General features: G+C 46.1%; 14 protein-coding genes and 2 pseudogenes. 10 read left to right on the top strand and 6 right to left on the bottom strand.

From position 1 onward, the window contains the following. Nucleotides 1-5: 5 nt before the first annotated feature. The gene (locus PSAB_RS15145) at nt 6-398 is read right to left on the bottom strand and encodes a winged helix-turn-helix transcriptional regulator (protein WP_025335430.1); all 393 of its coding nucleotides are present in this window, start codon (nt 396-398) and stop codon (nt 6-8) included. Between the two features lie 115 nt (nt 399-513). On the opposite strand from PSAB_RS15145, the gene PSAB_RS15140 reads away from it, so the two are divergent. The 3 genes from PSAB_RS15140 (at nt 514) to PSAB_RS15130 (ending at nt 3343) form a co-directional block, all read left to right on the top strand. Further along, nucleotides 514-1527 (top strand): zinc-dependent alcohol dehydrogenase family protein, encoded by a 1014-nt coding sequence (locus tag PSAB_RS15140; RefSeq protein ID WP_025335429.1) that lies wholly within the window; start codon nt 514-516, stop codon nt 1525-1527. 236 nt (nt 1528-1763) lie between these two features. After that, nucleotides 1764-2669, top strand: a complete 906-nt coding sequence (locus tag PSAB_RS15135; RefSeq protein WP_025335428.1) for a nucleoside hydrolase — start codon at nt 1764-1766, stop codon at nt 2667-2669. A gap of 113 nt (nt 2670-2782) precedes the next feature. Next, nucleotides 2783-3343: a polymer-forming cytoskeletal protein gene (locus PSAB_RS15130; RefSeq protein ID WP_025335427.1), complete on the top strand. Its 561-nt coding sequence runs from the start codon at nt 2783-2785 to the stop codon at nt 3341-3343. A gap of 71 nt (nt 3344-3414) precedes the next feature. Here PSAB_RS15130 and PSAB_RS15125 read toward each other — a convergent pair whose 3' ends face one another. Continuing rightward, on the bottom strand, nt 3415-4062 hold the full coding sequence (locus PSAB_RS15125) for an HD domain-containing protein (protein WP_025335426.1): 648 nt from the start codon (nt 4060-4062) through the stop codon (nt 3415-3417). A gap of 75 nt (nt 4063-4137) precedes the next feature. Next, on the bottom strand, nt 4138-4983 hold the full coding sequence (locus PSAB_RS15120; protein WP_051529777.1) for a lipase family protein: 846 nt from the start codon (nt 4981-4983) through the stop codon (nt 4138-4140). Between the two features lie 55 nt (nt 4984-5038). Between PSAB_RS15120 and PSAB_RS24630 the strand changes: the two genes are divergently transcribed. Then, nucleotides 5039-5563: a cupin domain-containing protein gene (locus PSAB_RS24630; protein ID WP_025335424.1), complete on the top strand. Its 525-nt coding sequence runs from the start codon at nt 5039-5041 to the stop codon at nt 5561-5563. Between the two features lie 9 nt (nt 5564-5572). Next, nucleotides 5573-6264: pseudogene (locus tag PSAB_RS15110) on the top strand (ISL3 family transposase); the annotation flags it as partial. Between the two features lie 240 nt (nt 6265-6504). Here the strand turns inward: PSAB_RS15110 and PSAB_RS15105 are convergent. Beyond that, the gene (locus PSAB_RS15105; protein ID WP_025335422.1) at nt 6505-7377 is read right to left on the bottom strand and encodes an AraC family transcriptional regulator; all 873 of its coding nucleotides are present in this window, start codon (nt 7375-7377) and stop codon (nt 6505-6507) included. 163 nt (nt 7378-7540) lie between these two features. Between PSAB_RS15105 and PSAB_RS15100 the strand changes: the two genes are divergently transcribed. Genes PSAB_RS15100 through PSAB_RS15085 form a run of 4 tightly spaced genes read left to right on the top strand, consistent with a single transcriptional unit; the run spans nt 7541 to nt 12930 of the window. Next, nucleotides 7541-8428: a carbohydrate ABC transporter permease gene (locus PSAB_RS15100; RefSeq protein WP_025335421.1), complete on the top strand. Its 888-nt coding sequence runs from the start codon at nt 7541-7543 to the stop codon at nt 8426-8428. Next, nucleotides 8425-9252, top strand: coding sequence for a carbohydrate ABC transporter permease (locus tag PSAB_RS15095; RefSeq protein WP_025335420.1), 828 nt, complete (start codon nt 8425-8427; stop codon nt 9250-9252). Before PSAB_RS15100 ends, PSAB_RS15095 begins: the two co-directional genes overlap by 4 nt. A 27-nt stretch (nt 9253-9279) precedes the next feature. Further along, nucleotides 9280-10572, top strand: a complete 1293-nt coding sequence (locus tag PSAB_RS15090) for an ABC transporter substrate-binding protein (protein WP_025335419.1) — start codon at nt 9280-9282, stop codon at nt 10570-10572. A gap of 30 nt (nt 10573-10602) precedes the next feature. Continuing rightward, a complete protein-coding gene (locus PSAB_RS15085) occupies nt 10603-12930 on the top strand; it encodes a glycoside hydrolase family 3 C-terminal domain-containing protein (protein WP_025335418.1) in 2328 nt (775 codons plus the stop codon). 319 nt (nt 12931-13249) lie between these two features. On the opposite strand, the gene PSAB_RS25970 is transcribed toward PSAB_RS15085, so the two are convergent. Next, nucleotides 13250-13411, bottom strand: coding sequence for a hypothetical protein (locus tag PSAB_RS25970; protein WP_193373899.1), 162 nt, complete (start codon nt 13409-13411; stop codon nt 13250-13252). Nucleotides 13412-13564: 153 nt separating this feature from the next. Beyond that, the gene (locus PSAB_RS26570; RefSeq protein WP_158442595.1) at nt 13565-13735 is read right to left on the bottom strand and encodes a TetR-like C-terminal domain-containing protein; all 171 of its coding nucleotides are present in this window, start codon (nt 13733-13735) and stop codon (nt 13565-13567) included. 166 nt (nt 13736-13901) lie between these two features. Here PSAB_RS26570 and PSAB_RS15075 point away from each other — a divergent pair. After that, a pseudogene (locus PSAB_RS15075) lies at nt 13902-14243 on the top strand (thiamine pyrophosphate-dependent enzyme); the annotation flags it as partial. Nucleotides 14244-14268 lie beyond the last annotated feature (25 nt).

Raw genomic sequence — 14268 nt, 5'->3', positions numbered from 1 at the left:
GAATTTTATTCCCCGCTGTTTATTCGATCGTAGTTCTCCCTGGCAAGCTCCACCTGCGAATAATTCTCCTTCGTCCACTGATTCAGCGCTTTCATAGGTACGAGCAAAGATTCTCCCAGCCCGGAGAGTGAATACTCGACAATTGGGGGCACCGCCGGTGTTATTTTGCGATTGACCAGCCCGTCCCGTTCCAGTTGGCGGAGGGTCTGGGTCAGCATTTTTTTGGAGATGCCTTCGATTCGTCTTCTCATATCCCCGTAACGAATAATTCCATCTTCCATGGCATAGATGACCAGCCCCGTCCATTTATTGGAGACGATTTCGAGCACTTTGCTGTATCCGCAAATGGTTAACGAGATGTCGGGCTGTACGATTTTTTGTGAATATGGAGAATTCATCTGACCTCCTCCTGTGCACCTTCAGGTTCCCTGGACACAATAAAGTGCCTCCTTACTGAAGTGTAGTACATGTATTAATGTGTGTCTATACCATCTGAAAAAGGAGAGAGCTTTCATGAAAGTATACGAAATTCAAGGCGCATTTGGAATAGATCAGTTGAAGGAAGCCGAACGTCCGATTCCGGTTCCGGGTCCTGGCGAAGTCTGCATTAAATTGCGGGCGGTTTCCCTTAACTCCAGAGATCTGGGGGTCATCGACGGATTCTATAATCCTGATTTAAAAGCCCCTTTAATTCCGGTATCTGACGGTGTGGGCGAAGTGACAGCATTGGGCGAGGGGACAACTAGGTTTAAGATCGGCGACCGGGTGAGCGGTATTTTCACTCAGAGCTGGATCTCCGGAGAAGCTACCCGAGAAAATTGGGTGAGTGCGCTAGGAAGTCCGCTTGATGGAATGCTTGCCGAGTATGCCGTGCTTCCGGAAAAAGGACTCGTTCGAGTCCCCGAACATTTGACGGATGAAGAGGCGGCGGCGCTTCCTTGCGCAGGAGTAACGGCATGGCATGCTGTCGTGGAAGAAGGCCGGGTCAAAGCCGGTGATACCGTTGTCGTACAAGGTACGGGGGGCGTTTCTCTGTTCGCGCTTCAATTTGCCAAGCTTCATGGCGCAACGGTGATCATTACATCCAGCAGCGACGAGAAGCTTAAGCGTGCGAAGGAACTCGGAGCGGATTTCGGGATCAATTACAAACAGACGCCCGAATGGGATCAAGTCGTTCTGGAATGGACGGGCGGACGCGGTGCAGATCATATCGTCGATCTCGGCGGATCGGCAACGCTGAACAAGTCAATTGCGGCGCTGCGGGTGGGCGGTCAGATCAGCTTGGTAGGCGGTCTTTCGGGCTACCAGGTGGATGGTTTTGCCATCATCCCCGCCATTTTAAGAAGAGCGCGCCTGCAGGCCATTAACGTCGGCAGCCGTGATATGTTTGAAGCGATGAATCAAGCTATCCGGCAAAACGGGCTTCGCCCGGTTATTGATCGTGTATTCCCGTTTGATCGCACGCTTGAAGCGCTGCGTTATTTTGCCGAGGGTTCGTATTTCGGGAAGATCTGCATCACATTCTAAGGCTGGACCAGATCGTATACACACAATACGAAACAGCATGAAACAAGTAGACGTACGCTTCTGGTTAGATGAAATGCACCCCTTGAACATACGTTGGCTTAAGCCCTCGGGTTAGCTGATGAACGTTCTAAAGGGTGCATTTTTCGTCAAAATGTATAATAATTTTAGCTAAAATTTGATAAAATCAGTACATGACTTGAGCCTTTGCAAAAAAAGCCGTAAGAGAGGAACAGGATATGAACCGTTTAATTATCGACACGGATATCGGCAGCGATATCGATGACGCCATGGCGCTTGCGCTGGCGATGAAATCCCCGGAGCTTACGCTCGAAGGCGTTACGACGGTGTACGGCAATGCCGATTTGCGCGCCCGGATGGTAGCCAAAATGCTTAAGTTCGGGGGCCGGGAGGATGTCCGCGTGTACGCCGGTCTGGATCGGCCGCTGCTTGGCAACCGCGAAATCTGGATGGCCGGCCATGAGGGGAAAGGGCTGATTGAGGAAGGGGAAGCTCTTCCTTACGAAGACCGGCACGCTGTTGATTTCATCATCGATACGATCATGGCGAATCCGGGCGAAATTACGCTGGTGCCGATCGGACCCTTGACGAATATCGCGGCATGCCTGATCCGTGAACCGAGAATCGCTCAAAATGTCAAAGAAATTATCCTGATGGGCGGCGTTACCCGCCTCGGACGCAATGCGGCCGAACTGCCTGTGACCGAGCATAATATCGTCAGCGATCCGGAAGCAGCCTCGGTCGTATTTGGCAGCGGTGCGCCCATCGTAATGGTCGGACTCGACGTTACGCTTCAGGTTGTCATCACCGATGAACACCGACAGCGGCTGCTGGCGGCGAATGATCCTCTGAATGCCGCGCTGGCCCGGCAGATGGAGTTCTGGTTCGATTTTATCAAGGAGAAGAAGACATTCATGCATGACCCGCTCACCGTCTCGCTTCTTATCGACAGGTCGCTTGTTCGCACCGAGACAATGAAAGTAACCGTCGAATACGATCACCGGGCAAAGACGGGGCAGACTGTCGCGGTCCGGGATGAAGATGGAAATGTGGAGGTATGCCTGGAAGTGGACAGCGAACGGTTTCTCGCGATGCTAATGGAGCGTTTGACTGGACAAGCCTGATTCGATAATAGAACACGAAATAGAAAAATTCGACAATTTGTAACTTACATCACTTGTTATTCTCAGTGTTTAATATATAATTTTTTTATAAATACAATTAGGGGGAAATGGTTATGAAACTAGTAAAAGGTCTGTTGGTAGCAGGTGTTGCAGCTGTAGTATTGTCCGGCTGTGGCGCGAATAATAATGAAGCGGCTAATTCCGCGGCAAGCCCGGCGGCAAGTGCAGCGGCAAGCCCGGCAGCGGATGCTACGACTACGGCGTCTATCGTAAACCAAGCGGACGCTTTCAAAGCGGCAGTAAGCGAAAACGGAAACTGGATCATTGCTATTCTTAATGACCTGACGGTCGATGGAGAAGTTGTAGTAGCCGGCGAGTTCCATGACAAAGGCGACGCGGCTAAAGACATTTACCGCAAAATTGCTCTCTACTCGCAAGATGCCGATCATAACATCACTGCATCTTACACGCTGACTGTTCCTAAATTCACGGTAAAAAGTGAAAACCTGAAAGTTCAGGGCGGAACCATCAAAGGCGATGTTTATGTGCAAGCTAACGGATTCACTCTGGATAAGACAGCAACTGTAGACGGCAACATCTACTATGCAAGCGCGGATTTCCAATCCTCCGCCAAAGTAGAAGGTAAAGTTACCGGAGAAGCCAAGGTTCAATAATTGCTTTAGATATTATCAGCCTGTAAACGGGGACCTGCTTGAGGCAGCCTCGTTTACAGGCTTTTCATTTTTCAATTTTCTCCGTTCCATTCCGCATAGAAATGATCTAGAAATTCAACCATGGTATCATGTCTTTTTTGTGCTTTTTGTGCCCCTATCTCCGTATTCATCAAATCTTTCAACAAGAGCAGTTTGTCATAGAAGTGGCTGATCGTATCGTTTTCGCTGCTGCCATCTGTAACCTTGCCTGCCTCCTCGTCTGATGCCGGATGATAGATTGGTCTGTTAACATGCCCGCCGTAAGCAAACGTTCTCGCAATCCCCAGCGCACCGATGGCATCTAGCCGATCGGCGTCCTGAACGATTTTGGCTTCAATAGTAGACAGTGTATGCTTGTTCGTTCCTCCCTTATAAGAAATATGATTCGCTATGTAGATTACCTCTTCAATAACCTCATTGGAAACTTCCAAGTCGATCAACAGCTCCGAAATGATTCTTCTTCTGTCCTCGTCGGTATATCCGAACTTATGGTCGGCGATGTCATGCAGCAGAGCACCCAATTCAACGATAAAACAATCGGCTCCATCGGTCTGCCTGGCTATATCCAGCGCGTTGTTACGGACTCTGACAATATGCCACCAGTCATGTCCGGACCCTTCACCCTCTAGCTTGTCTTTGACGAATTGATTTGTTTTTTCGAGAACCCGTTCCTTGTCCATCTTGTGATCTCCTTCGATTCGGTTGGCTTTTATGTGGAAAATATCTTTCTCTGTTTTATAACATTTTTCGAAACTCTACAAGTTTCCGTCTTTTATCTCCTGCGGTTCTGGCAATTCCGTTGGGGACACTGCAGTGACCGGGCAAAAGCCAGGATTCGTTGCGCATAATGCTTCGGTGTATTTCGGGTGCAGGCGGGAGAGCGCAGCGAAATAGCTTCCGATTACGTGATTGGGGCCTATGCCTCCATTCTGGAAGGACAGCGATGAGAAGGTCTGGACATGACTGTAATAGTATTTTTTTTCCCGTTTGGGCAGCTTGTAAATGGTTGGCGGCGTATAGGTTACCAGATCATAGAGGTTGGCAATGCGGCAGCTGTTCCTGACATATTCGGTAAAAGCTTTGGAAAATGCCGGATCGCCTACACGGGGAGACCCATAGGTATACAGGTTAGGTGAACGATATGCAGTATTGACCGCAATATCCGTCGCACATAATGTCGCGAGCGCCGCGCCAAGACTGTGGCCTGTAATGTACAATGTCTTGTCTGTCGACAATCGGGTCAGTGCGGCAATGAGCTCATCACGCGCCGAGGAATAGATGTCAGTGAAGCCCCGATGGGTGAGACAGTCCTGCTTAATATATTTAAATCTCTTCTGCGAGGCGATGATGTCAGAGATCCAGTCGGATGTGGAACTGGTTCCCCGAAAGGCAATGATAATCTCTTGCGGAGATTCGATAATAAACCCGAAACGCTCCCATTCATTGTTAATGGATTTTGCCTGAATAATATGACTGACCGAGTAATTCAATGGAACAACGAACGAACCATCCGCATTTGAAAATTGGGTATAAGTCTGACCGCAGACTGCAGCCAGAAAGATGGCCCGCTGCTCATAACCGGTATTCTTATCCAACTGCATCCCGCCCTTCTTTTCTCCTTGTTTATGATGAGGACGGAAGGTTGGTGAATGAAAAATGGAGGAAATTTATTACTGCAACGGCAGGAAGCTCAAGGAACCCGGAGAGTATCCCCGTAAAATCACAAGAACCCTTCCCTATCATCAGCTCGCAATTCTTACCGGGGGAACGGGAAGGATGATCGTCGGGGGAAAAAGATTTCTAGGCAAAGAAGGGATGCTATTCTACATTCGGCCCGGCGTATCCCATTCTATAGAGCTGGATAAGGAGCGGTCTTGCAGCTTTCTATCTGTTCATTTTAGTTATGCGCGTGTCAGTTTGAATGATGGCAAATGGAACCTGTCTCCAGCCATTATTGATTGCCATTTACCACAATATCAAAAAGTAAAATCAGAATTACTCTATTTCTTTAAAGGCTCAAAACCGAAATTAGCGGTTGAAAATAAAACAAGGTTAAAAATGGAAAAACATCTGCAAATCCTGTATTGTTGTAAGTCCTACCCAACAACAAAGAAGGAAATGACAGATGCCACTCCAGTATATCAACGAAATTCTCGGATTACCAGAGCTACAACTTCATAAAATTGTTTTCTTCGGGGCGAAACCATGCTGGATTTGCTGGCTGGACGCAAGCTGGAAGACCTGCGTGCCTATGCTCGCCAGCACCCCGACTTTCTTACGTTGAAGCCTAAAGCTGTTGTCATGGATCTGGCCCAGGTATACCACACGTGGATCAGCGAATGCTTTCCCGGTGCCATCCGCATTGCAGATCGTTTCCACGTTCACGGCTATGTTATTGAAAGTGTCCAGGACGTCCGCAAGTCGGTACAGCAGACTCTTGCCCCAAGAGCCAAGGCGATCTTAAAAAGCCATCATCGACTACTGAATCCCCCAGCGGACACCTTGCCGGAAAAGAGTAAAGCCCAGCTAATTAGGTTACTCGGCTTCTCGCCGCTGCTGCGCAGTGTCTGGGAATGGAAAGAAGCTTTTTCCCTTTGGTATAACTGTTCACCGGACGCCCGGATCGCTAGCCTTAGCTTAACCGTTGGTGTCAGCAGGGCGAGAGCATTGATCATGATGCCGTTCGAAGCACCTTGAAGACGATGCGCAATTGGGAAACGGAGATTGTGAACTACCATCGCTGCCGCTGGACCAACGCAACCGTCGAAGGACGGCACAATCGCATCAAAGCGTATCAGCGCCGGCACTACTTCACACGCAATCGCGAACGTTACAAAGCTGGCATTTTAGTCGAATGCAATCGGCATCGTTCATCTGGCTGAAAATATCAAACACTAATTTTTTAGATTGAGCCTCTATAAAAGTAGAAAAAATCATTGAATACATACATCAAAAGTTAAGCGGCAAAGTAACTCTGGCCGAATTCGGACAAGTGAAGAGATGGTCTTGGCATTGAGATAAAAAATTGTCATGTGATTCAATAACTTGAAGCTCCTGCTTGTGGCGAGGGCTTCTATTTGTTTTTCAAAACGCGAGAGAACGAGTTTGCAGTCACGGATAACTTACGTCAAATCGTATTTTTTATGACGGATGATATGATGATTTGCCAGTGTTTTTCTGTATTTTTGCGGCGTGATCCCATATATTTCTTTGAAACTATTGATAAAGGAGCGGCTGTCGGTAAAACCTTCTTTCATGGCGATTTCCAGGAGGGAGTAATCGGTATAGATAAGTAACTGATAAGCATAAAACAGACGGATACGGGTGAGATGTTTTTTAAAAGTTGTTCCCATATATTCTTTAAATGTCCTTGCCAGATGCTCTTTGGATATCCCAAACTCCCTGGACAGTGAGGTTAAGGTAAGCTGCTCTTTATAATGTTCGTCTACATATTCGATAATCATTTGACATCTATTCCAGTACTTTTGGGATTTTACAGACAAGGACAGTTTTTTTTCAGTAATGAAGCTGGTCATGAGAAGATACAAAATATCATAAAACACACTATTTAATTTTAGTTGGTAATGCGGATTGGAGGCTCGTTTTTTGAAAAGGTGGTAGGTTTCTCTAAATATTGAGACCAATTGTGTATAGCTGGGCGAATCATTGTCCAAGGTGAAGAAAAATTTTTCAACGCTTGGATTGGATTGTTTCAGTAGATCAAAGGGAAAAATAATCGTCAAAGCCTCATAGGGTTTGGACCGATCAATTTGACAACTGTGAATTTCTCCGCTGTTGATCAAAACCAATTCATTCTCGCGAACAAGGATTTCATTTCCATTTATGTTATATAAGCTCTCACCTTCGAGCATCAAAGTTAACTCTAGGCTGCGATGCCAATGATCTTCCACCAAGGTGACTTGGTTTTCCGAATGCAAGTAGATCCATGCCAATAATCCTTCGGGAACCATAATACTTTCGTGGCTATAATTCATAAATTGATCATCCCCCTGACACAATATCAATTTTTCGCTATAAATCAGCTAAAAAAAGCGAAGAAATTTGTTTTTAATTTTATATAATTTAAAGTAACAAGTAAAGAATGTGTTATAAATGCTGACATTATAAAAAGGAATTTGAAAAATGGGGGACAAGAGTTTGAAGAAAAAAAAGAAATATAACATGTTATGGGGTAATCTTCTGTTTCTGGGACCTTCCACGTTAGTTTTTCTTGCCGTCGTTGTTATTCCATTTGCTATAAGTATTATTTACTCGTTCTCCAATTGGAATGGAATTTCCAATGAAATTAAGTTTGTGGGACTCAACAATTTCAACAATATATTCTCGGGGAAAGCGAAGTTTTTGGATGCTTTCTGGTTCACTCTCCGTATTACTGCGGTCAGTGTACTGCTCATCAATTTGCTCGGCATACTTTTGGCTGTAGCATTGACAGCCAGGCTGCCTCTTCGGAACCCATTCCGGGCCGCCTTTTATTTGCCGCAAACGATGGGAGGATTAATCCTTGGTTTTATTTGGCAGTTTATTTTTATTGCCGGTTTTCCGGCGATCGGTGACAAGCTGAATTTGGGCTTCTTTACCCAGCAATGGCTCGGAACAGAGAAGACGGCATTCGCCGCGTTAGTCATCGTCAATGTTTGGCAAAATGCGGGTTATGTGATGGTCATCATGATCGCCGCTTTGAGCGGAATTTCTTCGGAGCTGATTGAATCCGCGAAGGTTGACGGTTCCAGACCCCTAAATACGTTTCTCCGGATCAAACTGCCCTTGTGTGTTCCGTACATTACAGTCTCCCTGTTCTGGACGATTTCAAGCGCGCTCAAGATGTTTGAGACTAATGTTTCTCTGACAAAAGGAGGGCCCTACGGCTCAACTACATCTATGGCCTTAAATATCTATAACGATGCCTTTGCCAACAATAAGTACGGATTAGCCACTGCGGAGGCGCTTGTGTTCTTTGTCATTATTTTAGCGATCACCTCGGTTCAATTGTACATGAGCAAAAGGAAGGAGAGTCAAATCTTATGAAAAAGAACCCCGTTTCCATGTTGATCACGTTTATGGTTGTGCTCGCGGGGGTGCTAATCTTTGTGGCCCCTTTATGGATCATGGTCATGAACTCCTTTAAGCCGCTTAACGAAATTATAGCCTTTCCGCTCCGGTTTCCAGACGAGTGGAGCTTCGATAATTATGTAAAGGCTTGGGAAGAAGTGAATATCCCTAACATTATGAAGAACACAGCCATAGTGTCCTTTTCCGCTGTATGTGGTGTCATTATTCTGGCAACGATGACGGCTTACTGGGCGGAGCGGCATCCGACGGTCTATTCCCGAATCTTTAGCAGTGCCATCCTGCTATCCATGTTGATTCCCTTCGCGACAATTATGATTCCTCTTGTTCAGGTCATGAAGTTCATGCATTTAAACAATACAATTCCGGGAGCAGTGCTGGCCTATTGGGGGATTGGACTCGCTTTCGCTTTTTTTATGATCCGCAGTGGAGTCAAGACTCTTCCTTATGAATTGGAGGAGGCCGCCCGGATTGATGGTTGCGGTGTGATTCAGGTATTTGTAAGAATTGTGTTTCCTCTACTTTCACCGGTCGTATTCAGTGTATTTGTGATGGATATGTTCTGGGTTTGGAATGATTTTATGATTCCACTGGTTCTGCTGAACAATCAGAAACTCAGTACCGTTCAACTGGCGATTAACCGCTTGTTCGGCATGTATAACAGCCGTTGGGACATAGCTTTGCCTGCTCTAACCATGAGCATGCTTCCTATAATTGTTATCTTTATCCTTCTGCAAAAGAAAATTGTCGGAGGCGTAATGGCGGGCGCTGTAAAAGGTTGAGCTAATTAAATTTTAGGAGGAAAAAGAATGAAGAGAACAAAAGGGAGACTTACTATGCTGTGCGTGTCGTTGGCAGGGGTGCTGGCATTGACGGCATGCGGTGGACAAGCGAACGAAGGACAAAATTCGCAAACGGGTTCTTCGGAAAGCGCTAAAACCAAGACAATATATATTTATCAGAACAAAATTGAGATTGACAAGGCATTGAAAAAGACAGCAGAAGCGTACACTGCCCTTCACCCGGACATTCAATTTTCGATTGAGTCTGTCAGCGACAATTTCAGCACGGGTCTCAAGACCAAGTTGGCTTCCGGAGAACTGCCCGATGTCTTTACAGTACTTGGGAATCAGGATTTGAAACTCTGGCAGTCTCAACTGGAGGACTTGACGGATCAGCCCTGGACTAAAGATATGATTCCCCTGGCGAAGGAAGGCATTACCGGAGATGATGGAAAAGTATACGGACTGCCGGTATCTGTGGAAGGATATGGATATGTCTATAACAAAAAGCTCTTTCAGCAAGCGGGGATATCCAAGGTTCCCGTAACATTAACCGAATTGAAACAGGATGTCGAATCGCTGAAATCAGCCGGAATACAACCCTTAGTAGGGGCATATATGGATTGGTATCAGGCTGGTAATTTCCTGGTTAATATGGGGATTGCCCGTCAGAAGGATCCGCTGGCTTTTATTAAAGGGTTATATGACGGAACCGCTACATTTGTTGGAAATGAAATTTTTAAGGAAGTGGCGGATTTTATTCAATATGATTTTGCCAACGGAAAGAACGGGCTGAGCACCAACTTTAATAATCAGACTACCCAATTGGTGAATGGCGAGATAGCTATGACGCTCGGAGGAAACTGGCTCCAGCCGACTATTGATAATGGAAATGCGAGCCTCGAAACAGGGTTAATGCCTCTCCCGGTGAACGACAATCCGGAAGAGAATGACAAACTGTATGCGGGCGTTAGTGGTTATTGGGCCATCAATAAGGATTCTAATGTAAAAAAAGAAGTAAAGGACTTCTTCAACTGGCTTGTCACTACGCCGGAAGGACAAACCCATATGACCAAGGACATGCAGCTTATACCGGGATTCTCTTCCTTTTCGGCAGATAATGAAACGATTGGTGATTTGGGAGCAGACCTTTCCCGCTACTTAAAGGAAGGAAAGGTATATGGATCGTACAATTCCTACTACCCGGATGGTGTTGCACAGGCTTTTGGGGAAGCTGTACAGAGATTTGTAGCCGGTCAAGTGGATAAGGACGGTTTCCTCCAAGAATTACAAAACGAATGGGATCGTCTGGCTGAATAAAGACCGAAAATACTGGAAATGGGGTTAACTATGCATAAAGATTTGGACAGGCTTATAAGTGATATGACCTTACATGAAAAAGTGGCGTTATGTACCGGTGAAAATTCATGGAAAACCAAAGCCTTTAAACACCTGGGCATTCCTTCTATTCTTATGAGTGACGGTTCAAGCGGCGTCCGATTTCAGAAGGATTCCGAAATCACCCGATCGCAATCCTTTTATGAGTCCATTAGCAGCCGATTTGACAGTGAAGAGGCGATCAGTAATACCCATAAGGCTACCTGCTTTCCCTCGGCATCAACGGTTGCTTGCTCATGGAATAAAGAGCTGATCTATGAGATCGGCCAAGCGATTGCCAAGGAGTGCCGTCGCCTGGGGATCCATCTACTGTTGGGCCCCGGAATGAACATTCGCCGGCATCCTTTAACAGCACGCAACTTTGAATACTATTCGGAAGACCCCTATTTAACAGGGGACATGGCCGCAGCCATGGTTATGGGTGTGCAGAGTCAAGGGGTCGGCACTTCTCTCAAGCATTTTGCCTGCCATAATTCGGATACCAAACGAACACTGGTGGATGCCATTGTGGAGGAAAGAGCTCTGCGGGAGATCTATTTAGCAGCCTTTGAACGGGTCGTTAATCAGGCCAAGCCCACTACCGTCATGAGTGCGTACAACAAAATTAACGGGGTTCAAGCCAGCGAAGATCCCTTGCTGCTCAATCAGATTTTGCGTGAGGAATGGGGATTCGCCGGAGCGGTGATCAGTGACTGGGGGGCGGTCAAAAATGTGGTGGAAGCCACCTTGGCGGGGCTTGATTTGCAAATGCCGCTTTCTTTAAGCTCGTCAAGATTTTTGGAAGAGGCCGTTCAAAAAGGCGACATCGCCGAAGAGTGGCTTAACCGCCGGGTGAAGCATATTCTACAGCTTGTATTTAGTCTGACGGAAAAAGCGGAACCAAAGGCCGAGTTCGATTTTGTTCAGCATCACCGGATCGCACAGCGGGCCGCAGAGGAATCCATTGTTTTATTGAAAAACGGGCGGCAATTACTGCCACTATCCACTGAGAAAATCAAGAAAATTGCGGTTGTCGGCAAATTGGCGGTTGAACCGTTATATCAAGGAACAGGCTGCGCCGTCGTGAATGCGCAGCTGGTAGATATACCGCTGGATAGCATACGCAGCCTGTGCCAAGGTACTATCGAGGTTGCTTATGCTCCCGGATATAACAGCGACGGCTCTACAAATCAGGCTTTGTTGCAGGAGGCCGGGCTTCTGGCCCGCGATGCGGATGTTGTTTTGATTTTCGCCGGAGCCTTTATGCCCGAAGAAAGTGATGATTACAACCGGAAGGATATGAATATCGAATCGGGTCATGAACAACTGATTGAAACGGTCTGTGCCGTAAATCGAAACTCGATTCTGATTCTGGCTAACGGAGAGTCGGTTTCGATGCCCTGGACCGATATGGCTAGCGTTGTGCTGGAGACCTGGTTTGGCGGGGAAGGCATGGGAGCGGCTCTTGCCAATATCCTCTTCGGCTTGGTGAATCCTTCCGGCAAACTGTCTGCCACCATTCCGGAGAAATTAAACAATACCCCTGCGTATCTTAGCTTCCCCGGCAATGAAAAGGATCTGTACTACAGTGAAGGAATCTATGTAGGTTACCGCTATTACGACAAAAAAGAAATCGCTCCGCGGTTTCCGTTTGGGCACGGCCTTTCATATACGCAATTCACGTATAGCAATCTTACCGTATCGTCATCATCGGTTAAGCTGCCCGAAACTTTAAAAGTAACTGTAGATATTACAAATACTGGTGATGTCTACGGGAAAGAAATTATACAATTGTATCTTTCGCAGCCGAAATCAAAGCTCCCTCGACCGGTTCAAGAGTTAAAGGGCTTCGCGAAAGTGGCGCTCCATTCCGGAGAAACGAAAACAGTTGAATTTGTGTTAGAAGAACGTGACTTCTCTTACTATAACCCGGAGTTCGGCAAATGGGTTGCAGACACTGCGGAATTCATCGTCCGGATCGGCGCCTCAAGCCGAGACATCCGCCTTACGAAGGCGGTTCAGGTGGAAAATTCCCGGAAATATGTCTCAAAGATCAGGACGGACAGCGGATTTACAGAACTGCTAGAGAATGCGACGGCCAAACCAATCTTTTATCAGTTTTTGATAGAAAACGGCTTGATTAATCAAGAGCAGGCAAATGAAAATCTGGATGAATTGCTAAAATGGTCGTTCTGGGGCATTCAGACTTTTATGGATATGAATTCGGGGGGAACGATTACTTATGAGAAATTGGAGGAAGTAGTTACCAGAATAAATGATGCGTTGGAGAAGGCACAGTAGCAATCCTAATTCGCTTGAAGCAATACCAGAAAGCAGGGCTCTTTCGTGAGTCCTGCTGTTCGCGTTGTCCGCAGCGGCGGAGAATCACAGTGAAATCTTTATTGTTCATTTGGTAGGACAAGGCAGCTTGCTTTCAAAACCTCTCAAAAAGATACCGATGATGTGATTGAGGCCAACGCCTCCATTCCGGAAAGATAGCGGTGTATTTAAACCTCTTTTGAGAAGCGATGATGTCAGAGATCCAATCGGACGTTGAACTCGTTCCCCGAAAGGCAATAATAATCTCTTGCGGAGATTCGATAATAAATATGAAGCGTTCCTATACATTGCTTATAGATTTTGCTTGAATGGTATGACTGACCGAGTAATTCAATGGAACGACGAACGAACCGTCCGTATTTGTAAATTGCGCATAAGTCTGTCCGCAGACGGCTGCCAGAAAGATTGCCCGCTGTTCATAATCTTTGTTATCTAACTGCATCCCGCCCTTCTTTCCTCCCTTGTTAATGATGAGGACAGAAGGTTGGTGCTTGTCGATGAAACGTGAACTGTGCAAAGCTCGGGCCTATTGCTGTATGGCCTCAGCCCATCCTTGCGGCAATTCTTATTTCATCTCATCTGAATTTTCCTGAAATTACTTTTCTCGGAGACCGGAAGAAATAATGGGTCCATAATTGATGATTTGGGCCATAATCCTTCCCATTTGTTGAGGCGTTTGTTTCATGCCGGATTCCAGCCAATGCATGAGTATGCCGAAATTAGCCGAGGACATATAAGCAATCAGGTAATCTCGCGGAATGTGCATTTTCTCATCCTATGGTTGTAAGTAACTGAATTTATCAATCATTTGTTCAGCGAGAAAGTTTTTGTACCGATTCGCGTAAGAGAGGTCTCCGTTTGTTCCGAACATGATTTTTAGAAACTCTGCATGTCGGCTGAATTCCTCGAAAATTCGTACAGATAAAGGATAAGAACTGACTATTTGCGCTATTAATAATATACCTGTCAAAATTGTTGTGATTAACAATCAATTATTGGGGATGATCAAACAATGGCAGGAAATCATTTACGATAATCGTTACAGCCACATCGATCTTGGGGGGAGTCCCGACTTCGTAAAATTGGCTGAAGCATACGGTATCAAGGGATTGAGAGCAAGCAATAAAGAAGAGGCTTTCCGTATTTGGCAAGAAGCTCTGGAAACGCCTGGACCTGTACTTGTGGAGTTTGTTGTACCGAAGGAAGAGAATGTATTTCCTATGGTTCTCAGTGGAACGACATTGGATCAGATGATTATGGGAGATTTCAAATGATTTACAAAAAAAGAAAATCTAATAG

This window comes from Paenibacillus sabinae T27 (assembly GCF_000612505.1).
In the GTDB taxonomy this organism is placed as follows: domain Bacteria; phylum Bacillota; class Bacilli; order Paenibacillales; family Paenibacillaceae; genus Paenibacillus_AQ; species Paenibacillus_AQ sabinae.
This window is presented reverse-complemented; position numbering and strand designations above follow the sequence as displayed.

Bases quoted from the DNA above. Each gene is read 5' to 3' on its own strand.
- PSAB_RS15135 (WP_025335428.1), top strand. From the start codon at position 1,764: ATGAACCGTTTAATTATCGACACGGATATCGGCAGCGATATCGATGAC.
- PSAB_RS15125 (WP_025335426.1), bottom strand. From the start codon at position 4,062: ATGGACAAGGAACGGGTTCTCGAAAAAACAAATCAATTCGTCAAAGAC.
- PSAB_RS15095 (WP_025335420.1), top strand. From the start codon at position 8,425: ATGAAAAAGAACCCCGTTTCCATGTTGATCACGTTTATGGTTGTGCTC.
- PSAB_RS15145 (WP_025335430.1), bottom strand. From the start codon at position 398: ATGAATTCTCCATATTCACAAAAAATCGTACAGCCCGACATCTCGTTA.
- PSAB_RS15130 (WP_025335427.1), top strand. From the start codon at position 2,783: ATGAAACTAGTAAAAGGTCTGTTGGTAGCAGGTGTTGCAGCTGTAGTA.
- PSAB_RS15085 (WP_025335418.1), top strand. From the start codon at position 10,603: ATGCATAAAGATTTGGACAGGCTTATAAGTGATATGACCTTACATGAA.
- PSAB_RS25970 (WP_193373899.1), bottom strand. From the start codon at position 13,411: ATGCAGTTAGATAACAAAGATTATGAACAGCGGGCAATCTTTCTGGCA.
- PSAB_RS15105 (WP_025335422.1), bottom strand. From the start codon at position 7,377: ATGAATTATAGCCACGAAAGTATTATGGTTCCCGAAGGATTATTGGCA.
- PSAB_RS15090 (WP_025335419.1), top strand. From the start codon at position 9,280: ATGAAGAGAACAAAAGGGAGACTTACTATGCTGTGCGTGTCGTTGGCA.
- PSAB_RS15140 (WP_025335429.1), top strand. From the start codon at position 514: ATGAAAGTATACGAAATTCAAGGCGCATTTGGAATAGATCAGTTGAAG.
- PSAB_RS15120 (WP_051529777.1), bottom strand. From the start codon at position 4,983: ATGCAGTTGGATAAGAATACCGGTTATGAGCAGCGGGCCATCTTTCTG.
- PSAB_RS26570 (WP_158442595.1), bottom strand. From the start codon at position 13,735: ATGCACATTCCGCGAGATTACCTGATTGCTTATATGTCCTCGGCTAAT.
- PSAB_RS24630 (WP_025335424.1), top strand. From the start codon at position 5,039: ATGGAGGAAATTTATTACTGCAACGGCAGGAAGCTCAAGGAACCCGGA.